Origin of the sequence: Sulfitobacter sp. 1A15299 (assembly GCF_043556915.1) — a bacterium.
Lineage (GTDB): Bacteria > Pseudomonadota > Alphaproteobacteria > Rhodobacterales > Rhodobacteraceae > Sulfitobacter.
This window is the reverse complement of sequence record NZ_JBIFFJ010000001.1, coordinates 1-20,572: the sequence shown is the minus strand read 5'-3', so window position 1 is coordinate 20,572 and position 20,572 is coordinate 1. Positions and strand designations below refer to the sequence as shown.

General features: G+C 65.6%; 16 protein-coding genes. 5 read left to right on the top strand and 11 right to left on the bottom strand.

Annotation, left to right across the window (positions count from 1 at the left end):
- Positions 1–5: 5 nt before the first annotated feature.
- Together mnmD and ACGYK7_RS00075 are read left to right on the top strand one after the other, a co-directional pair.
- Complete coding sequence (mnmD, locus tag ACGYK7_RS00080; protein WP_394397857.1) at positions 6–680, top strand: tRNA (5-methylaminomethyl-2-thiouridine)(34)-methyltransferase MnmD; 675 nt, start codon at positions 6–8, stop codon at positions 678–680.
- Positions 677–1,555 (top strand): DMT family transporter, encoded by an 879-nt coding sequence (locus ACGYK7_RS00075; protein WP_394397855.1) that lies wholly within the window; start codon positions 677–679, stop codon positions 1,553–1,555. The genes mnmD and ACGYK7_RS00075 overlap by 4 nt, the downstream gene beginning before the upstream one ends.
- Here the strand turns inward: ACGYK7_RS00075 and ACGYK7_RS00070 are convergent.
- The gene (locus ACGYK7_RS00070; protein ID WP_394397853.1) at positions 1,520–3,484 is read right to left on the bottom strand and encodes a transglycosylase SLT domain-containing protein; all 1,965 of its coding nucleotides are present in this window, start codon (positions 3,482–3,484) and stop codon (positions 1,520–1,522) included. The two genes, ACGYK7_RS00075 and ACGYK7_RS00070, sit on opposite strands and share 36 nt — an antisense overlap.
- Before the next feature lie 124 nt (positions 3,485–3,608).
- Here ACGYK7_RS00070 and dapA point away from each other — a divergent pair, with 124 nt between their 5' ends.
- Positions 3,609–4,484, top strand: a complete 876-nt coding sequence (gene dapA / locus ACGYK7_RS00065; RefSeq protein ID WP_394397851.1) for a 4-hydroxy-tetrahydrodipicolinate synthase — start codon at positions 3,609–3,611, stop codon at positions 4,482–4,484.
- Between the two features lie 60 nt (positions 4,485–4,544).
- Here dapA and ACGYK7_RS00060 read toward each other — a convergent pair whose 3' ends face one another.
- The 6 genes from ACGYK7_RS00060 to ACGYK7_RS00035 all read right to left on the bottom strand — a co-directional run bounded on the left by ACGYK7_RS00060 (position 4,545) and on the right by ACGYK7_RS00035 (position 13,465).
- A complete protein-coding gene (locus ACGYK7_RS00060) occupies positions 4,545–5,420 on the bottom strand; it encodes a dimethyl sulfoxide reductase anchor subunit family protein (protein WP_394397849.1) in 876 nt (291 codons plus the stop codon).
- Complete coding sequence (locus ACGYK7_RS00055; protein ID WP_394397847.1) at positions 5,420–6,178, bottom strand: 4Fe-4S dicluster domain-containing protein; 759 nt, start codon at positions 6,176–6,178, stop codon at positions 5,420–5,422. The genes ACGYK7_RS00060 and ACGYK7_RS00055 overlap by 1 nt, the downstream gene beginning before the upstream one ends.
- A gap of 40 nt (positions 6,179–6,218) precedes the next feature.
- Positions 6,219–9,035 carry a molybdopterin oxidoreductase family protein gene (locus ACGYK7_RS00050; protein ID WP_394397845.1) on the bottom strand — a complete coding sequence of 939 codons (2,817 nt, stop codon included), beginning with the start codon at positions 9,033–9,035 and terminating at the stop codon, positions 6,219–6,221.
- Positions 9,032–10,126 (bottom strand): acetate/propionate family kinase, encoded by a 1,095-nt coding sequence (locus ACGYK7_RS00045; RefSeq protein ID WP_394397843.1) that lies wholly within the window; start codon positions 10,124–10,126, stop codon positions 9,032–9,034. Before ACGYK7_RS00045 ends, ACGYK7_RS00050 begins: the two co-directional genes overlap by 4 nt.
- Before the next feature lie 3 nt (positions 10,127–10,129).
- Positions 10,130–11,905 (bottom strand): sulfoacetaldehyde acetyltransferase, encoded by a 1,776-nt coding sequence (xsc, locus tag ACGYK7_RS00040; protein ID WP_394397841.1) that lies wholly within the window; start codon positions 11,903–11,905, stop codon positions 10,130–10,132.
- A 96-nt stretch (positions 11,906–12,001) separates the two neighbouring features.
- Entirely contained in the window at positions 12,002–13,465 is a 1,464-nt protein-coding gene (locus ACGYK7_RS00035) for a PLP-dependent aminotransferase family protein (protein WP_394397839.1), read from the bottom strand.
- A gap of 118 nt (positions 13,466–13,583) precedes the next feature.
- Here ACGYK7_RS00035 and ACGYK7_RS00030 point away from each other — a divergent pair, with 118 nt between their 5' ends.
- Both ACGYK7_RS00030 and nagA read left to right on the top strand, forming a co-directional pair.
- Complete coding sequence (locus ACGYK7_RS00030; protein ID WP_394397837.1) at positions 13,584–14,471, top strand: BadF/BadG/BcrA/BcrD ATPase family protein; 888 nt, start codon at positions 13,584–13,586, stop codon at positions 14,469–14,471.
- Complete coding sequence (nagA, locus tag ACGYK7_RS00025; protein ID WP_394397835.1) at positions 14,471–15,601, top strand: N-acetylglucosamine-6-phosphate deacetylase; 1,131 nt, start codon at positions 14,471–14,473, stop codon at positions 15,599–15,601. The genes ACGYK7_RS00030 and nagA overlap by 1 nt, the downstream gene beginning before the upstream one ends.
- Here the strand turns inward: nagA and ACGYK7_RS00020 are convergent.
- The 4 genes from ACGYK7_RS00020 to ACGYK7_RS00005 form a co-directional block, all read right to left on the bottom strand.
- Positions 15,598–16,359, bottom strand: a complete 762-nt coding sequence (locus ACGYK7_RS00020; protein ID WP_394397833.1) for a sulfite exporter TauE/SafE family protein — start codon at positions 16,357–16,359, stop codon at positions 15,598–15,600. The genes nagA and ACGYK7_RS00020 overlap by 4 nt on opposite strands.
- 143 nt (positions 16,360–16,502) lie before the next feature.
- Positions 16,503–16,766 carry a glycine zipper 2TM domain-containing protein gene (locus ACGYK7_RS00015; RefSeq protein ID WP_394397831.1) on the bottom strand — a complete coding sequence of 88 codons (264 nt, stop codon included), beginning with the start codon at positions 16,764–16,766 and terminating at the stop codon, positions 16,503–16,505.
- A gap of 206 nt (positions 16,767–16,972) precedes the next feature.
- Positions 16,973–18,370 carry an aspartate aminotransferase family protein gene (locus ACGYK7_RS00010; RefSeq protein ID WP_394397829.1) on the bottom strand — a complete coding sequence of 466 codons (1,398 nt, stop codon included), beginning with the start codon at positions 18,368–18,370 and terminating at the stop codon, positions 16,973–16,975.
- Between the two features lie 201 nt (positions 18,371–18,571).
- Positions 18,572–20,572 (bottom strand): DEAD/DEAH box helicase (locus ACGYK7_RS00005; RefSeq protein ID WP_394397827.1); only part of this gene is annotated, 2,001 nt, incomplete at its 5' end.

Sequence of the window (20,572 nt, the reverse complement as noted above, 5' to 3'; positions counted from 1 at the left end):
GTGCCGTGCCAGACCAGAATGCCCAAATCACGTGGCGCGCGGGCCAAGTGCCCGTCTCGACCCAGTTCGATGACCCCTACTTCAGCTTGGAGGATGGCGCGGCTGAGACGGCCTATGTCTTTCTGGCGGGCAATGACCTGCCTGAAAGGTTCCGCCCCGGCTTTCACATCGCCGAGCTTGGCTTTGGCACCGGGCTGAACCTGCTGCTGGCTTGGGATGCTTGGAGGCGGGCGGGCCATGACGGGCCGCTGCATTTTACAAGTTTCGAAGCCTACCCGATGCGGCCTGAGGATATGGCGCAGGCCCATGCGGCTTTTCCCGCGCTCGACGGGCGGCGCGATGCGCTGACGGCGGCGTGGGATGGCACGGGTGGCGTGTTGGAACTGCCCGGCCTGCGGGCCGAGATCATCATCGGAGACGCACGCCAGACCCTGCCTGCGTGGCAGGGTCTGGCCGATGCTTGGTTCCTTGATGGGTTTTCACCGGCCAAGAACCCGGAACTGTGGGGCGATGAACTGATGGCCGAGGTGGCACGCCATACCGCACCGGACGGCAGTGCGGCGACCTATACCGCCGCAGGCTTCGTGCGCCGGGCGCTCGCCGCGGGCGGTTTCGAGGTTGCCCGCATCCCCGGCTATGGCCGCAAACGCCATATGACCCGCGCGCGGATGCCCGCATGAGCCAGTCCAACAACATCCCGCTCGGCATCATGCTGATGATCGCCACGACGATGGTCTTTGCCGTTCAAGACGGGCTGTCGCGCCATCTGGCCGAGAATTACAACGTGCTGATGGTGGTGATGATCCGCTATTGGTTTTTCGCGGCCTTCGTCATCGCGCTGGCGCTGCGCAAGGCGGGTGGCATCCGCCGCGCCGCCGCCACGACACAGCCTGCGGTGCAAATCCTGCGCGGCGTGCTGCTTTCGGCGCAGATTTGCACGATGGTGCTGGGCTTCACCATTCTGGGGCTGGTCGAGAGCCATGCGGTCTTTACCTGCTACCCGCTTCTGGTGGCGGCGCTTTCTGGTCCGATCTTGGGCGAGAAAGTCGGCTGGCGGCGGTGGGCGGCGATTGGTGTGGGCTTTGTCGGGGTGCTGGTGATCCTGCAACCCGGGCTTCGGGTGGTGGAACCGGCCGCCGCGATCCCGCTGGCTGGGGCGGCGATGTTCGCGGTCTATGGCCTGCTGACCCGCTATGTCGCGCGGCGCGACACGACGGCGACGAGTTTCTTTTGGACCGGCGTTACCGGCGCGGCGGTCATGACGGCGGTGGGCATCTGGTTTTGGGAGCCGATGACGCCGGGCAACTGGCTGTTGATGGGCACGCTTTGCATCACCGGGGTCACGGGCCATTGGCTGCTGATCCGCTGCTACGAGGTGGCCGAGGCCAGCGCGGTGCAGCCCTTTGCCTATACGCAGCTGATCTTTACCGTGATCATCGGACTGTCGGTCTTCAACGAGGTGCTGCGCCCCAGCGTGGTGCTGGGCGCGGGCATGATCGTGGCGGCGGGGCTGTTCACCCTATGGCGCGAACGCCTTCAACGTCGACCCGGTTAACTCTTCGCTAAAGGGGATCGGCAGCGGGTCTTTGCCCAGACGGGCGCGATAGACCGGCAGGCTTTCGGTCACCCGCATGACATAGTTCTGCGTTTCTCGAAAAGGGATCATCTCGATCCAATCGACGATGTCGATCTCGCCTTTACGCGGGTCGCCATAGGTCGACATCCAGCGGCGCGGGCGGCTGGGGCCGGCGTTATAGGCCGCCGACATCATGGAGACATTGCCGTCGAAAAGTCCGGCCATCTGCGACAGATAGGTCGCGCCGAGCCGCGCGTTGTAATCGGGGTCGGCGGTCAGCCGGTCCGTCGTGTGCTGGCCTGAGATGCCCAGATCGCGCGCCACGTCCCGCGCCGTGGCCGGCATGATCTGCATCAAACCCCGCGCGCCGACGCCGCTTTGCACATTGGGGTCGAATTCGCTTTCACGCCGCGCGATGGCGAGGGTCATCTCGGTCGCCATTGGCAGGTCTTTCTCCACCAGACTGTGCAGCGCATAATAGGGGGCGGGCACCTCCAGCCCGCGCTGCGCCGCGCGTTTGCCGATCATCACTGCGATATGAGGCTGGCCCACGTCGATGGCGGCTTGCCCCAGCAGGGCGATGTCTTCCGGGACGAGTTGCTCGGCCAGATGGGTCCAGAACCGTTCGGCGGTGGAAAGCTCGCCCGAGGCTTGAAGCAGCAATCCAGCCTCGAACAGCGGCGCACGGGCCAGCGGGGAGCTGCGCCAGTCCTGATCAGGTGCCGCGCCTGCGAGCTTTTCGTCAAAGGGAATGCCGCCCCGTTCGGCGGCCAGCAACCCGTAGAAGGAGGTTTGGTATTTGGCTCCCATGGCATAGGCTTGAGCCGCGCCTTCGGCATCGCCCATCGCCTCCAACGCGCGGCCCTGCCAATAGCCTGCGCGGCCTTGGCTGATGGGGGAGTCCACGGCAGTGTCATGGCTCTGGAAATGGCCCAGAGCGGTGGTGGGATCGTCCAAGAACCGCAGCGCGATATAGCCGGAGAGCCATTCGAGATCGGCATAGTCCGAGCCATCGGTCAGGAAATGCTGCGACGCGAGCCGGTAGGCCCTCTGCGCATCGCCATTGCGCATTTCATCCCGCGCCAAGGCGCGGCGGCGGTTGGCCCATTTGGGGGGCTGGCCCAGAGCGGCAGCCGAGGTCGAGCGCGCCAGCATCAAATCCTTGGCATCCTCGCGCAGCCCCTTGCGGATGCGCCATTCAAAGCGGTCATGCGCCAACCCCGGTGCATCGGCTTTGGAGGCGGGGAGCGCGTCGATCTTGGCGTTCACGTCGCTTTCCAGCTTTTGCAGGGCGATGCGGGTTTCGGCCAGCGCCTTATCGGCGCTTGAGACCAGATCGAACATCTGCCGCGCTTCGGAATGCTCGCGCTGCCAGAGCATCTCTTCCAGCCGAGCCGCGTGATGCGGGGCCAATAGGCTGCCATGCGCTTCGACAAACAGCGCCTGACTGGTGGCGTTCATCGGCATGGTGCGCCACGCCAACACGAGATTCGCCTCGGCCTCACCGCGCTGGCCGCTGTTGATCAGCGCCGCGGCATGGGCCAGCACGCCGCGCGGGGTCTGTGGCGCCATGGCCGAGAAGAACTCCAGAATATCGCTTTCGGATTGTTCGATGGCCGCTTCTTCGGTCTGTTTGCGCAGATATGCCTCACCGGGCCAATCGGGTCTGCGGTTCAGGAAGTCGCGCGTGTCGGCGTAGGTGCCGCGCCCGGCGCGCAGCCGGTGCCATTCGATCACATCGGCGGCGACCTGCCCATCACGGGCGGCCAGTGCCGCGGCGGCGTCCCAATTGCCGCTGCGCATCGCATCCATCGCCCAGCCCAAAGGCCGTGGCCGCTGCGCCTCCGCAGGCACGGTCAGGACAAAAACACTCATGAGGATCGCCATCAGGCGCGTCATCGCTTGCATTTCCTACGTCTCCGAGGCTAGAGCCTTGCAACATATGGCTTGGGCACCGTTTATCAAACGGTAGCGCCCGCAAAAGCCCTCATCCAGTCCGGTTTCCGCCGGCCAGCACTTAAGGAGCGTGCACATGTTCAAAGGCTCTCTGCCTGCCCTCGTCACGCCGTTTCGCAACGGCGCGCTGGATCTGGATACGCTCAAGAAACTTATCGAATGGCACATCGGCGAAGGGTCGAGCGGGCTTGTCCCCGTCGGCACCACCGGCGAATCCCCAACGCTGAGCCATGCCGAGCATGAGACCGTCGTCGAAGAGGTGGTCAAAGCCGTCGCGGGCCGCATTCCGGTCATCGCGGGCGCCGGGTCGAACAACACGGTCGAAAGCATCCGTCTTGCCCGCCATGCCGAGAAAGTCGGCGCGGATGCGCTGTTGGTGGTGACGCCCTATTACAACAAGCCGACGCAGCGCGGGCTGGTGGCGCATTTCACCGCCGTGCATGACTGCTGCGAGTTGCCGATCATCATCTACAATATCCCCGGCCGTTCGGTGGTGGATATGATGCCCGAAACGATGGGCGAACTGGCCCAGTTGCCGCGCATCGTCGGCGTCAAGGACGCGACTGGCGATCTGGCGCGCGTCTGCGATCAGCGCCTCGCCTGCGGCCCGGATTTCTGCCAACTCTCCGGCGAAGACGCCACGGCGCATGGGTTCAACGCTCAAGGCGGCGTCGGCTGCATCTCGGTCACCGCCAATGTCGCGCCGCGCCTTGTGGCGCAGATGCAGGCCGCCTGCCTTGCGGGCGACTATGCCAAGGCGCTTGAATTGCAGGACCGTCTGATGCCGCTGCACAAGGCGATCTTTACCGAGCCGGGGCTCGTGGGCGTGAAATACGCCATGTCGCGTCTCGACCTCTGCTCGGACGAGGTGCGCCTGCCGCTCACGGAGCTGACCGACCCGACCAAGGAACTGGTCGATGCGGCCCTGCGCCATGCGGGTCTGATGAATTAAGCCTAATCTAAACGGGCTGGCCGATACGAAGAGGGGGTGGAGACACCCCCTCTTTTGCGTTCAGCGTTTGCCGTAGTAGAGGCCGACCACATGTTCGGCTTGGGCAAAGAACAGCCAGCGCGCGGTCAGCACCCCTGCCACATGGCTGAGCACCGCAAGACCGGCGGCAAGGTGGTGAAACACGGGCGACAAGAGCAACAGTAGCGGCAGCAGCACCATCAGCGCAATCGCGATCACCCGCAGTTTCAGCGCATGTTTGCGCCCGATCTGATAGACGAATTCCCGCAACAGGTAGTTGGTGCCGGTATGGGGCGGCTCAAAGGCGCGGACGCTGCCCCGCGCTCCCAGCCGCGTCGCGCTCGCAATATCGCTGGCGGAGGCGGCAAACGCCCGATCCCCGCGCCACCATGTGGCGATCTGCACCGCCCCGGCGAGCGCCAGCAGGACCATCGCCGCCGTCACCTGCCCCGCCAGCAAGGCACCGCCCGCGATGCTGAGCGATAGGAAATTCAGCGGCGTCATGACACTATGCCAGCGCGGCACGGTTTTCATCTGGGTATAGATCATTGCCGTGGTCAGCACCGTCAGTAGCGACAGCGCCGCACCGATCACCCCCAAGGGCCAGAGCTGCGTGTCGTAAAACACCAACCCCGTGCCATAGGCTGCCATGGTCAGCAAGGCCGCGACCGAGGCCCAAGCCTCCCGGCTGAGCCAAGAGCTGCGCCATTGGGTGAAGGCTTTGAGCGCACGCTCCGGGTGGCCAAGGTGAAAGGTCGAAGCGATCAGCCCGCCCACGGCCAAGAGATAGGCCAGCGCGAAGAAGACGAAAGCGACCCAGCCGGTCACCGCAGGCAGGCCGATCCCGAGCCACGCCAGCAGGCCAAAGCCCATGCCCGACAGGCTGCTGAACAGGATAACGGAAGGCGCCGGATGCATCAGAGCTTCTCCAAAGTGCGGTCGAGCCAGCCGAGGAACCCCTTGGGGCCGCTGTCGATCGGGGCGAGGAAGGGGGCCAGCACGTCGATCTCGCCCTCGGGTGGGCCAAGCGTGTCGCGCGGCCGCGGCGGGAGGTATTTGTTGACCGGTTTCGTGCCCTGTTCGGGCATCAGGTCCACGCCACCACGCTCTGCCACCAACTGGCTGACCGCGCTGTCGGGATCGCCCAGGTCGCCGAAATGCCGCGCGCCGGCGGGGCAGGTGCGCACGCAGGCAGGCTGGCGGTCTTCTTCGGGCAGGTTCTCGTTGTAGATACGGTCGACGCAGAGGGTGCATTTCTTCATCACGCCCGCGGCCTGATCCATCTCGCGCGCGCCGTAGGGGCAGGCCCAAGCGCAGAGGCCGCAGCCGATGCAATCGCTTTCATTGACCAGCACGATGCCATCCTCGACCCGCTTGTAGCTCGCCCCCGTGGGGCAGACGGTGACGCAGGGCGCGTTCTCGCAATGCAGGCAGGATTTGGGGAAATGGACCAGCTGCGCCGCGCCCGCCTCGGGTTGGACCTCGTAGCTGTGCACGCGGTTGAGGAAGGTGCCCGAAGGATCGCTGCCATAGGCGTCTTGGTCCGACAGGGGTGCGCCGTAATTCTCGGTGTTCCAGCCCTTGCAGGAGATCACGCAGGCATGACAGCCGACGCAGGTGTCGAGGTCGATCACGAGGCCGAGTTTGCGGTCGGTCTGTTGCGGTAGCGTCGTCATCTCTGGCGGTCCTGAAGGGCCGTTCTCGCGGCGTGGGTTGTCATTTGCCTACCTTCCACGCGATGTCGCGCGGCGCAGGCGGCACAGGGGAGCGTTGCGGCGGGATTTCTGGTTGAGCCTCCGCCGGGGCCGGGGTCTTTTCAATATGGACCTTGAGGTCGAACCACGCGGCCTGTCCGGTGATCGGGTCGGAGTTGGACCAGCGCAGGCCATCGCCCTTGGGCGGCAGAAGCTCGTGGATCAGGTGGTTGAGCAGGAAGCCCTTCGTCGCCTCTGGCGCGTCGCGGTCCAGCGCCCAAGCCCCCTTGCGCTTGCCGATGGCGTTCCACGTCCAGACGGTATGGGGGTTCAGTGCGGCCATCTCCATCACCGGCACGGTGATCCCGCCATGGGGCGAGGTCACGCGCGCCCAATCGCCGTCCTTCAGACCCTTTGCCCGCATGATCGCGGTGGGCAGGTAGAGCGGGTTGCGCCCATGCAACTGGCGCAGCCAAGCGTTCTGGCTGCCCCATGAATGGTACATCGCCATGGGGCGTTGGGTGAGGGCGTGAACATCGTAGCCCTGCGTGCCCTCGGGGTCGCTTTCGTACCAATGCGGCAGCGGCGTCATGAACTGCTTGATGCGCGCGCGCAGATACTCGGGGGGCTGGCGGTCGCCGTGACCCTCGGCGGCGAGCTGGAAACGGCGCAACGGCTCCACGTAGAGCGAGAAGAGATAGGGTTGCGGCGCGTCGTAAATCCCCATGCCCACGGCCCAGTCCTGATAGGCGGCGTTCCACGGTTTGTAGTACTGCGCCTCGGCGGGAATATGATGGGTCGAGATGCCGCCGTTCTCAATGTAGCGGTCAATCTGCTCGGGGTTCGGGGCGCCGCGGCCGCTTTGACTGCCGTCTTCCCCTCGGAAACCGGCCAGCGGTCCGACACCGGGGCGGCGTTCGTGGGTGGTGATGTAATGCGCGTAGTCGCGGTATTTCTGACTGCCATCCTCGGTCACGAAACCGGGCATGTCCAGCCGCGCGCCAAGGTCGCAGAGCACCGATTGGAAGCCGCGCACATCGCGGTTGGGTTCCACCACCGGCCAGCGGATCGCGTCGGCGGCGGCGTCGGCCTCGCTGATCGGGCGGTCCAGCAGCGAGATACAGTCGTGACGCTCCAGATAGGTCGTGTCGGGCAGGATCAGGTCGGCATAGGCGACCATTTCCGACGAATAGGCGTCGGAATAGATGATGCGCGGGATCACGTAGTCGCCGTTCTCATCCGTATCGGTCAGCATCTCCATCACCCCGCCGGGGTTCATGGAGGAGTTCCACGACATGTTGGCCATATAGAGAAACAGCGTGTCGATCTTGTAGGGATCGCCCGCATGGGCGTTGGAAATCACCATATGCATCAGCCCATGGGCCGACATCGGGTTCTCCCATGTAAACGCCTTGTCGATCCGCGCGGGGCTGCCATCAGGGCACAGCGCCAGATCCTCGGGGCCTTGCACGAAACCCAGATGCGGCCCGTCGAGCGGCCCGCCCGGCGTGGCCTTGCAATGGGGTTTGGGATGCGCCGTGGCGGGCTTGGGGTAGGGCGGTTTGAAGCGGAAGCCGCCGGGCACTTCCACGGTGCCGAGGATGATCTGCAACACATGCAGCGCGCGGCAGGTCTGGAACCCGTTGGCATGGGCCGAGATGCCGCGCATGGCGTGGAAGGACACCGGGCGCCCGGTCATCTTCTCATGGCGTTCGCCACGGAAATCGGTCCAGGGCTGGTCGATCTCGAAAGCCTCGTCGAAGGCCACCCGCGCCAGTTCGGCGGCGATGGCGCGGATGCGGGGGGCGGGGATGCCGCAACGATCTGCCACGGCCTCGGGGGTGTAGGTCTCGCCGAGGTATTCTTCGGCCATCTGGTGGAACACCGGGCGATGCGTGATCCCGCCCGCGCGGTAGGTGGCCGACAGGTCAGGGCGCACGCCGGGCTGGTCGAAGGGGGTGAGCTTGCGGGTCTTGCGGTCGATCACCAGCGCCTTGCCCTCCGCGTCGCGCAGTTGCAGGCCGAATTCGGGCGACTTCGGGTCGCCGTTCAGCAGCACCGGCGCGTCGGTGTAGCGCGCGAGGTAGTCAAGATCGATGCGCCCGGCCTTCATCAGGCAATGGATCAGCGACAGGATGAACAGCCCGTCGGTGCCCGGCGTGATGCCGACCCAATCGTCGGCGATGGCGTTGTAGCCGGTGCGGATGGGATTTACCCCGATCACCCGCGCGCCGCGCGCCTTCAGCTTGCCCAGCCCCATCTTGATCGGGTTGCTGTCGTGGTCTTCGGCCACGCCGAACAGCATGAAAAGCTTGGTATGGTCCCAATCGGGCTGGCCGAACTCCCAGAAGGCGCCGCCCATGGTGTAGATCCCCGCCGTGGCCATGTTGACCGAGCAGAAGCCGCCGTGTGCCGCGTAGTTCGGCGTGCCGAAGGCCTGCGCCCAAAGCGAAGTGAAGCTTTGCGACTGGTCGCGCCCGGTGAAGAAGGCGAGTTTCTCCGGCGCCTCATGGCGTAGCGGCTCCAGCCAGTCGGTGGCGATCTGCAGCGCCTCCCCCCAGCTGATGTCCTCGAATTCGCCCGAGCCGCGAGGGCCCACGCGTTTCATCGGGTTGCGCAGCCGCGCGGGGGAATTGTGCTGCATGATCCCGGCCGAGCCCTTAGCGCAGAGCACGCCGCGGTTCACCGGGTGGTCGCGGTTGCCCTCGATATAGGCGACCTTGCCCTTCTTCATATGCACGTTGATGCCGCAGCGGCAGGCGCACATGTAGCAGGTCGTGCGGCGGACCTCGTCCGAGACCTTTGGCGACAGATCGAGCGGCGGCTGGGAATGCGTCATGAGGGGGCGGGGGCTTTCAGCAGGGCAAGCGCTTGACGCGCGATATGTTTCTCTTCGGCGGCGGGGAGGACCCATAAGGGAATATTTCCCGCCCAGCGAAGGTTTGCAAGAACCTTTTCCCTCACCTCGGAATCGTTCTCGCCAATGCCACCGGTGAAGGCGATGCCATCGACCCCGCCCATGGCGGCGATCATCGACCCGGCCTGACGGGTGATCCAGTAGCAGAAATGTTCGCGGGCGAAGCGGGCACTTTCGCAGTCGCTCTCCGCCAATTTCCGCATGTCGGCGGTCTGGCCTGACAGTCCGAGCAACCCGCTTTCGTGGTGCAGCAATCGCTGCGTGGCTTCCAGCCCGAGATCGCCCACCAGATGCAGGACCGCGCCCGCGTCGATTTCACCCGCGCGGGTGCCCATCGTCAGCCCGCCCAAGGGCGAGAACCCCATGGTCGTGGCCATCGATTGCCCTTCGTGGATCGCGCAAAGCGAGGCGCCATTGCCCAGATGCAGCGCCAGCAGGCGGTCGGGCAGGGGGGCGCCGGTTTGGGCGGTGAAATTCCGCACGAGGCTTTCGTAGCTGATGCCGTGGAAGCCGTAGCGGCGCAGATCGGCGGTCGCGGGCCTTTCGGGCAGCGCGTAGCGCCGCGCGACTGCCGGGTTGGTGCGGTGAAAACCCGTGTCGAAGGCCGCGAATTGCGGCAGCTCGGGCATCAGCGCTGTCAGCGCGTCGATGGCGCTGAGGTGATGCGGATTGTGCAGCGGGGCCAGTGGCACGGCGGCGGCGATGGCGGCACGCACGGCGGGGGTGACCTCCGTCGTCTTGGCCAAGTCCGGGCCGCCATGCACCACGCGATGCGCGGCAGCGCTGAGGTCAGCGGAGGCGATCCCCGCGTCACGCAGCCCCGCCAGAATGGCGGTGAAGGCGGTGCGATGATCGGGCAGCGCAAGCGGCTTTGGCGGAGCCTTTCCCACACGCAGCGCGCCGGTCTGGCCGATGCCCTGCGCTTCGATCCGCAGGGTTTCAAACAGCCCGCCGTCAAAGACCGCCGCCTTGATCGACGACGACCCTGCATTGACGACGAGCACCAGCGCCATGGCTCAGACCCGTTGCGGGCGCATGTCATCCCGGCTGATCCCGGCGACGGAGACGGGTTTCTTCATCGCGTCGCGGCGGAAGGGCTCGCCCAGTTCCTGATTGAGCAGCACCTCGATGAAGGTGGTCTTGCCCTCCGTCATCTGCGCCTTGATCGCGCGGTCGAGCGCCTCGGTCAGTTCCTCCATGGTCGAGACCTGAACGCCTTCGACCCCGCAGGCCTTGGCGATTCCGGCGTAGGACACCTCCTGCGCCAGTTCGGTGCCGACGAAATTGTCGTCGAACCAAAGCGTCGTGTTCCGCTTCTCCGCGCCCCATTGGTAGTTGCGAAAGATCACCATGGTCACGGCGGGCCAGTCGTCGCGGTTCACGCTGACCATCTCGTTCATCGAAATGCCGAAGGCACCGTCGCCGGCAAAGCCCACCACCGGCGTGTCCGGGCAGGCGATCTTGGCGCCGCAGATCGCCGGGAAGCCGTAGCCGCAGGGGCCGAAGAGCCCGGGAGCGAGGTATTTGCGGCCCGCCTCAAAAGTCGGGTAGGCATTGCCGATGGCGCAATTGTTGCCGATGTCGGAGCTGATGATCGCCTCGGTCGGCAGCGCCTTCTGGATCGCGCGCCATGCCATGCGCGGCGACATCTTTTGCGGCTCGCGGGTGCGGGCGCGTTCGTTCCATGTGGTGCCGGGGTCGTCCTCTTCGTGGTCCATCGAGGTCAGTTCCTGCGCCCATGCCGATTTGGTCTGGGCGATCAAGTTGCGGCGTTCCTCGCGGCCCGCGTCACCGGCGCTCTCGCCCAGCTGGTCGAGCAGGCTGCGGGCCACCTTGCCCGCATCGCCGACGATGCCGACACTCACTGGCTTGGTGAGGCCGATGCGGTCGGGGTTGATGTCGACTTGAATGATCTTGGCATCCCGCGGCCAATAGTCGATGCCGTAGCCCGGCAGGGTCGAGAAGGGGTTGAGCCGCGTGCCAAGCGCCAGCACCACGTCGGCCTTGGCGATCAACTCCATCGCCGCCTTGGACCCGTTGTACCCCAACGGTCCGACCGAGAGCGGGTGCGAGCCGGGGAAGGCGTCGTTGTGCTGGTAGCCGCAGCAAACCGGGGCATCGAGCCGCTCGGCCAACTGCCTCGCGTCGTCGATGGCTCCGCCGATCACCACGCCTGCCCCGTTCAGGATCACCGGGAATTTTGCCTTTGAGAGCAGTTCCGCCGCCTCGGCAATCGCCGATTCACCGCCCGAGGGGCGCTCGAACTCGACGATGGCGGGCAACTCGATGTCGATCACCTGCGTCCAGAAATCGCGGGGCACGTTGATCTGCGCGGGCGCGGAGTGGCGCTTGGCCTGCAGGATCACGCGGTTCAGCGTCTCCGCGATGCGGCTGGGGTCGCGGACCTCTTCCTGATAGGCGACCATGTCGCGGAACAGCGCCATCTGCTCGACCTCCTGAAAGCCGCCCTGGCCGATGGTCTTGTTCGCCGCCTGCGGGGTGACCAGCAAAAGCGGCGTGTGGTTCCAATAGGCGGTTTTCACCGGCGTCACGAAATTGGTGATGCCCGGCCCGTTTTGCGCCACCATCATCGACATCCGTCCCGAGGCGCGGGTGTAGCCATCGGCCATCATGCCCGAATTGCACTCATGCGCGCCGTCGTAAAAGGTGATCCCGGCGGCGGGGAAGAGGTCGGAAATCGGCATCATGGCCGAGCCGATAATGCCAAAGGCCGTGTCGATCCCATGCATCTGAAGGGTTTTGACGAAGGCTTCTTCGGTGGTCATTTTCATCGCGTGATCCTTTGGGCATGGGGCAAAGCTCTCGGCAAATTACGGGCAGGTGCAGGCCGGGGTTAGGGCCAGAAATGCGCCAGCCCTAAGGCCAGATCAGCGCAGGCGGTCAATCTCTTGCGCGATCAGCCCGACGCCCTCTTCGATCCGCGCGGCGGGGATCGAAGAATAGGCCAGCCGATAGTAATTCGTGGCCCTTTCAGCCCCGGCGAAAAAGGCATGTCCCGGCTCCAGCAACACATCCTGCGCGCGCAGGTTCTCGGCCAGTTCCGCCGTGTCCACGCCCTCCGGTGCGCGCATCCAGAAGGACGATCCGCCATAGGCCCCTCGGCCCGACACGCGCAGACCATGGGTCTCTAGCGCCGCGTCCATGACCCGGCGGCGTTCGTGCAGCGCGAGCCCCATGCGGCGGATCTGGGCGTCGTAATGGCCGAGCGACAGGAAATAGGCGGCGGTGCGCTGGATATGCCCCGGCGGGTGCCGCAGGACCGAGGCGCGCAGCGCGCGGGCCTCCCGGATGAAGGGTTCGGACCCCACCAGATACCCCAGCCGCAGCCCCGGAAAGAGCGATTTGGAAAAGCTGCCGACATAGATCACCCGCCCCTCGTCATCGAGCGATTTAAGCGCGGGCGAGGCGGGTTTGAGAAAGGACATCTCGAACTCATAGTCATCCTCGACGATCAGCGCCTCCAGCGCGCGGGCGCGGGACAGCAGCGCGCGGCGGCGGTCCATCGGCATGGTCGCATTGGTCGGGCATTGATGGCTTGGGGTTGCGAAAATCACATCCGTATCGGGGGGGATCGCCTCGGGCGGGAGGCCGTCTTGATCCACCCGCACGGGCGTGATGTGGCAGCGGGATTGGCCGAGAATACCGCTCAGCGCCGGATAGCACGGGTCTTCGAGCACGGCGCGGCGGCGTTGGGTCAGCAGCACCTGCGCGGTCAGCCAAAGCGCGTTCTGCGCGCCAAGGGTGATGAGGATCTGCTCGGGCCGGGCCGAGACGCCGCGCCGGGGCAGGATATGGCGGGCAATGAACTCGATCAGTTGCGGGTCGTCCTGATCGTAGTAATCGGTCGTCATCGAGGTGAAATCGCGCTGGCCAAGGGCTTGCAGGGCGCAAAGCCGCCAGTTGGCATGGTCAAAGAGCGTCGGGTCGGCTTGGCCATAGATGAAGGGGTAGCGGTAGCTGGCCCAATCTTGCGGTTTGGCGGCCAGCCCGTTGGCGCTGAACCGCTGCCCGATGGCGCGGGTCCAGTCGATGGCGTCATCCGCCTCGGCCCGGGGGGCGAAAGCGGGCGGAGCGGGCGCGTTGTCCGAGACGAAATACCCCGACCGCCCGCGCGAGGTGAGGTAATCATTCGCCAAAAGCTCGGTATAGGCGATGGTCACGGTGATCCGGCTGACGCCGAGATGCGCGGCGAGTCTGCGGGTCGAGGGCAGCTTCTCCCCCCGCTGGAACCGGCCCGAGAGGATGCCTTGGGCGATCATCTGCTGGATCTGCTGTTGCAGGGTGCCTTGCGCATCGGGGCGCAGGAAAAAGGTTTCGACGGGCAGGGCCATGGGGCCGAGGTTAAGCTGGCCTTAGGGGGAGTTCAATCTGGCATTACGGCTGGCCCAATTTATCCCCCGGGGCCGCGCCCCACTTCCGTTCGCTTGGCCCCTCGCCTAAAACGATCGCATGAGCATTTCCGCCCCCCTTTTGATCGCCGTGGACGGCGGTGGCACCGGTTGCCGTGCGGCCATCGGCACGCAGCGCGACGGTATCCTTGGCCGGGCCTCTGGCGGGCGGGCGAATATCGGCAATGACCCGGACCAGACACTTGTGAATATCCGCGCCACGGTCGAAGCGGCGGCGGCCTCGGCTGGGCTGCCTGCCGCGGCGCTTGCCGGGGCCACCGCCTTTCTCGGCCTCGCCGGGATGAACGTCGCCCGCGACGCAGCGCGGCTGCGCGCGGCGCTGCCCTATGGCCGGATCATCGCGGAGGATGACCGCCCCGCCTGCGTGGTCGGCGCGCTTGGCGAAGGCGCCAGGGGCTGGGTCTTGGCCATCGGCACCGGCACGATCGTCGCCGCCACGGATGGCGCGGCGTTTCGCTATGTCGGCAGCTGGGGGTTTCATCTGGCGGATCAGGGATCGGGCGCTTGGCTGGGGCGCGGAGCACTGGATCTGGCGTTGCAATGTCATGATGGGGTGTTGCCCCATAGCGACCTGACCCGCGCCTTGATGGCGGATTTCGGAGACGATCCTGAGGTTTTCGTGGCCTTCAGCCTGACGGCGCAGCCGGGGGATTACGCGGCATTCGCGCCCAAGGTCATCGCGGCGGCTGAGGCCGGGGACGATCACGCGCAGGCCTTGATACGTGAGGGTGCCGCCTATTACACCCGCGCGTTGAAGGCGCTGGATTTTGCGCCCGGCGATCCGCTCTGTCTGCTTGGCGGGGTCGGCCCGCATTACGCGCCTTTCCTGCCGGAAGACCATTTGGCTGGCCGGATCGCGGCGCGGGGCACGGCGCTGGACGGGGCGTTTCATCTGGCCTGCAAGGCCGCGGCGGAAGAGGTTCTGTGATGAGCGAGATCGCAAAGGTTTTCACCGGGGCGCAGATCCATGACGGCAAGCGGTTGCACCCCGGCAAGGTGCTGGCGCAGATGCAGGACGGCAGCCGCCGCATCCTCACCGCCGAAGAGGTGCCGCAGGGCGTTGTAAAGCAGCGGTGTGCGGGCGGCGTGCTCTGCCCCGGCTTCGTCGATCTTCAGGTCAACGGCGGCGGCGGGGTGATGTTCAATGACAGCCCCGATGTGGCGACCCTGCGGCGGATGGCCGACGCGCATCGCAGCACTGGTGTCGCGGCGCTGCTGCCCACATTGATCACCGACACGCCCGAGAAGACCGAAGCGGCCATCGAGGCCGCTGTCGATGCCATCGCAGAAGGGGTGCCGGGCATCATTGGGCTGCATCTGGAAGGCCCGCATCTGGCGCTTTCGCGCAAGGGCGCGCATGACGGGGCGCTGATCCGCCCGATGCGTGAGGCGGACCTCGCCCTGATCCTACGCGCCGCCGCGCGTCTGCCGAACCTTATGGTCACGGTCGCGCCGGAGAACACCAGCACCGCGCAGATCGCCGCGATGGCCGAGGCGGGGGTCATGGTCTCGCTTGGTCATAGCGATGCGGATTTCGAGACTTGCATGGCGGCCTTCGACGCGGGCGCGGCCTGCGTGACCCATTTGTTCAACGCGATGAGCCAGATGGGCAATCGCGCGCCGGGGCTGGTCGGGGCGGCGCTGTCTCGGAAGGGGGGCCATGCGGGGCTGATCGCCGATGGTATCCACGTGCATCCCGCGACCATGCGCACCGCGCTGGCGGCCAAACCTTCGGGCATTTTCCTTGTCAGCGATGCGATGGCGACGGCGGGGTCGGATATCACGGGCTTCACCCTCAACGAGCGGGAGGTTTACCGTGCCGAGGGGCGGTTGACCTTGGCCGATGGCACGCTGGCGGGGGCGGATCTTGAAATGGGCCGCGCGGTGCATGTGCTGACCCATGCGGTGGGGGAGCCGCTGGAGGGGGCGCTCGCGCGGGCCACCTCGGGGCCGGTCGCGCTGTTGCGCAATGACATGGGGCTGGGCCGGATCGAACGGGCGGATCACCCCTTGGTGCTTTTCGATCCCGAAAGCGGCGCGGCGCGGGTGGTGGGCTAGCCCGCCACGAGGCGCCAAAAGAACACCGCGCTCATGCCGAACCCGATGGCGGCGATCAGCCAGCGGACGGTCTGTTTCGGCAAGGCCCGCGCCAAGGGCGCGCCAGCATAGCCGCCCGCCGTGGCCGCCAGCATCATCAGCAGCGCCTGCGGCCATGCGACCAGACCGGCCAGAGCAAAGACCGCCACGGAAATCGAGGAGAGCACGAAGCTCAGCCCGGTCTTGAGCCCGTTCATCCCGTGTAGATCGGTCATCCCCCAAAGCGCGAAGAGGGCCAGCAGAACGATGCCCAAACCCCCGTTGAAATAGCCGCCATAGACACTAACCACGAAAAGGCCGAGCGCGCCCTGAGGCGTCACAGAGCGGGCATGGGCGGCGGCGAAGGCGCGGATGCGGTCGCCCAGTAGAAACGCCAGCGTCGCCGCAAGCAGCAGGAAAGGTACGACGACGGAAAAGGCCGCGTTGGAAGAGATCAGAAGCAAGCCCGAGCCGACCACGCCGCCCGCCAGCGTGATAAGGCACAACCGCAGCAGGGCGCGGCGGTCGATGCAGCCAAGCTCGCGGCGAAAGCCAAGAGCGCCCGCAAGGTAGCCCGGAAACACCGCTACGGCGCTGGTCGCATTGGCGGCCACGGGGGGCATGCCGGTAAAGACCAGTGCGGGAAAGGTCAGAAAGGTGCCGCCCCCGGCGATGGTGTTCAACACCCCCGCGCCAAAGGCCGCGATCAGCAGGATCGCGATATCGGTTAATGTGGTCATGGTTCCTCCCCACGCCCTTGGGCGCTTGACCCCTGTTAGGATCAAATCATGCCGATGCCAAGATGGGGGAGAGGCGGAAACGAAAAAGGGCTCCGACCGATGGTCGAAGCCCTGATAACGCGAAAACGCGCGATGTCAGCCGATTACGGGCAAGCCGCGACGTAGCGCTGGCCATTGGCGTTCTGATAAACGCATTTGCCGGATTGTGTCTGGCCGATGTAGTTGCCAGCTGCCGCACCTGCGAGACCGCCGATGATTGCGCCTTGAACCTTGTCGTCACCGCCTGAAACAGCAGCACCTGTTGCTGCGCCGAGGGCTGCACCTGTCAGGGCGCCTTGGCTGGGCGTGGTGCCGTTACAAGCGGCAAGCGTGGCGACCAGCGGAACGGCGATAAGGAATTTCTTCATGTCTTTCTCCCAAGTTACTCATTTGCCAACGCGGGGGGATTGGAAGAGGTTCCCGCGAAAGCGATGGATGTTAAGAAAAATTTTCAACGCGGATATGCGCGGAAATTTTCCATCTGTTGTCATGTTCGGGCAAGACAGGGGTTTAGATAGACGAAGGCGGCACCGGGTCAACCGATGCCGCCTGTCACACGCCTGAAAGCGCGGTTTTACGCCGAAGTGAAAACCCGGTCCAATGCACCATCCACAGCGGCGATGATCTCATCAATATCATCGCGGGTGGCGATCAGCGCGGGCGAGAAACACAAGGTGTTGTTCTTGCCGGGCAGGGATCGGTTGGTGGCGCCGATGATCACCCCTTGGGCCATACAGTCTCCGACGACGGCCTGAATGCGCTTTTCCTCGACCGGGGCGCGGCTGTCGCGGTCGGTCACCAGTTCGGCCCCCAGAAACAGCCCCTTGCCGCGCACGTCGCCGATTACTTTATGCTTGTCGGCCAGCGCGTGAAGCTGCTCCAGCATGTAGTGGCCCATCTTGGTGGTGTTCTCGAGCAGGCCCTCGTCCTCAATAATGCGCATGTTCTCGATCCCCGCGGTCGGCCCCGCGGTGCAGCCGCCAAAGGTCGAGATGTCGCGGAAGTAGTTCAGCGGATCGCTGGCATCGTCCTTAAACATGTCGAAGACGGCGTCGGTCGTGACCAGACAAGCGATGGCGGCATAGCCCGAGGCCACACCCTTGGCCATGGTCACCATGTCGGGCTGCACGCCGTATTGCTGGTAGCCGAACCACGTGCCGGTGCGGCCCACCCCGCAGACGACCTCGTCGATATGCAGCAGGATGTCGTATTTGCGGCAGATCTCCTGCACGCGCTCCCAATACCCCTCGGGCGGGGTGATGACGCCGCCGCCTGCCGTGACCGGCTCAAGGCAGAGCGCGCCGACGGTTTCCGGTCCTTCGGCGAGGATCACCTTTTCGATCTGATCGGCGGCCCAGATGCCGTAGTTTTCCTGCGGGGCGCCGTCCTGCTCGAAGGCGCGATACTCAAGGCAGTGCGGCACCCGCACGAAGCCCGGCGCAAAGGGGCCGTATTGCGCGTTGCGCTCGTCCTGACCGCCGGCGGAGAGGCAGCCGATGGTGGTGCCATGGTAGTCGCGGTCGCGGTAGAGGATCTTGTGCTTCTTGCCGCCGTAGCGCTTATGCGCGATCTGGCGGACCATTTTGAAGGCTTTCTCATTCGCCTCGGAGCCCGAGTTGCAATAGTAGACGCGGTCCAGCCCCGGCATCTTGTCGAGCAGCTTCTCGGCGAAATGGGAGCCGGGGATCGAGCCTGCGGAGCCCGCGAAATAGTTCAGCTTGATCAACTGGTCGCGCACGGCGTTGGCGATGCTCTCGCGGCCATAGCCGACGTTCACCGTCCAGACCCCGCCCGAGACGGCGTCGAGGTGTTCCTTGCCCTTTTGGTCCCAGACCCGGATGCCGCGGCCTTCGACGATGATGCGCGGGTCGGTGGTTTCATAGGGTTTGTGCTGGCTCAGGTGGTGCCAGATATGCGCGCGGTCGGCTTCGACAACGCGGGAGATGTCGTTCTCGTTGAAATTGCCGTCCATGGGGCAAACCTTTCTCTACGGGTGGGGCGAGCCCACGAATGAAGCCCGCGCAAAGGCGGGAGATACTGTTCCAAGAACACCGCGAATGGATAGGATCCAGTAGTGCCAGTTTGCCCCCTTCGGTGAGGCCAGAGGGGGCGATTTCTTTCAGGAAATGGCGCGGGATGCAAAAACGCCGGGGTGAGGCCCCGGCGTTTGATCTTATTTCGATTTCGGGCCGCCCTTGCCGCCCTGTTTGCCGATCTTATTCGGCGGGGTGAAACGTTTGGACGGGTCGGAGGCCCGTTTGTAGGTCTTTTCGCCGCCCGGCGTGGTGGCCGAGGTGGTCGGTTTGCCTTTGCCCTTGCGCGGCGCAGCGCCCGCGGGCTTTTCCTTTTTCCAAACGGCCTTTGCCTTGGGCTTGCCGCTCGTGTCACCGCCCGATTTGGGCTTGGGCGTCGCGCCGGGTTTCATCGGGCTACGCTCAGTCTTGTGCGACTTTGGTGGGCGTTCGCCTTTTGGCGCGCGGGGTTTGTCGAATTTGGGCTTGTCGAATTTGGGCTTGTCGAAAGACGCGGCACCGGGGCCATCGCTGGATTTCGCGCGGGGTTTGCGCGGGGCGGGGGCGGCATCCGGGTCATAATCGCCGCGCGGTTTGCGGGGGCCGCGGTCGCCTTTGAAGCCGCCGGGTTTCGGGCCGCGTTTGCCGCCGGGCTTGGGGCCGCGCGGCAGATCGGGCGCTTTGTCCAGCTTGGTCAGCACCACGCCGTCTTCCAGCTTCATGTCGCCGCCGAGCGTGTCGAGCAAGCCGGGCACCGAGGCTTCGGCCACCTCCACGAAACTGTGGCTGTCCTGCACGCGGATCGCGCCGATGTCGTCCTTGGTCAGGTCGCCCCGGCGGCAGAGCATCGGCAGCAACATGCGCGGCTCGGCCCCGTCCTTGCGCCCGGTAGAGACCGAGAACCAGACCGATGGGCCAAAGTCGCGGCGCGGCTTGTCCTCGCCCGGCGCGCCGGGGTCGCTCAGCTCTTCCGGGGCGGATTGCCGCTTGCGGTAGAGGTTGACGAAGGCGGTGGCCAATTGCTCGGCGCTGAACTTCTCGACCAGCGAGGTGACGAATTCCGCCGCATCCTCGGGGGCAGGCTCAACCCATGCGGAATCGGCCAGCAGGCGCGCCTCATCGGCGGCGTTCACTTCGGCGGCGGAGGGCGGGGCGGCCCATTCCACTTTCAGCTTGGCCCAGCCCAGAAGCCGGTTCGCCTTGCTGCGCATCTTGGGCGGTACGATCAGCGCCGAGACCCCCTTGCGCCCCGCGCGTCCGGTGCGGCCCGAACGGTGCAACAGCGTGTCGGAGTTGCTGGGCAGGTCGGCGTGGATCACCAGTTCGAGGTTCGGCAGGTCGATGCCGCGGGCCGCCACATCCGTCGCGATACAGACACGGGCGCGCCCGTCGCGCAGCGCCTGCAGCGCATTGGTGCGCTCGGATTGCGTGAGCTCACCCGAGAGCGCCACGACCGAGAAGCCGCGGTTGGTGAAGCGCGTGGTCAGCCGCGCCACGGCGGCGCGGGTGTTGCAAAAGACGATGGCGTTCTTGGCCTCGTAGAAGCGAAGCACGTTGATGATTGCGTTCTCGGTGTCGCGCGGATGCACGTTCAGCGCGCGGTATTCGATGTCGCTGTGCTGCTTGGTCTCGCCCACGGTGGTGATCCGCTGCGCGTCGCGCTGGTAGGATTGCGCCAGCTTGGCGATGGCCGCCGGCACGGTGGCCGAGAACAAGAGCGTGCGGCGCTCCTCGGGGGATTCCGACAGGATGAACTCAAGGTCTTCGCGAAAGCCGAGGTCGAGCATCTCGTCGGCCTCGTCCAGCACCACGGCGCGCAGGGAATCGAGGTCGATGTTGTTGCGCTTGATGTGGTCACACAGACGCCCCGGCGTGGCGACGACCACATGCGCGCCCCGCTCCAGCGCGCGGCGCTCGGTGCGGCTGTCCATGCCGCCGACACAGGTGGTGACCACCGCGCCCGCCTTGCCGTACAGCCATGTGAGCTCGCGGCTAACCTGCATGGCCAATTCGCGCGTGGGCGCGATGATCAGCGCCAGCGGTGCGCCCGCTTGGCCGAAATGCGTGTCCTCGCCCAGAAGCGTCGGCGCGATGGCAAGGCCGAAGCCCACCGTCTTGCCCGACCCGGTTTGGGCCGAAACCAGAAGGTCTTGATCGTTCAG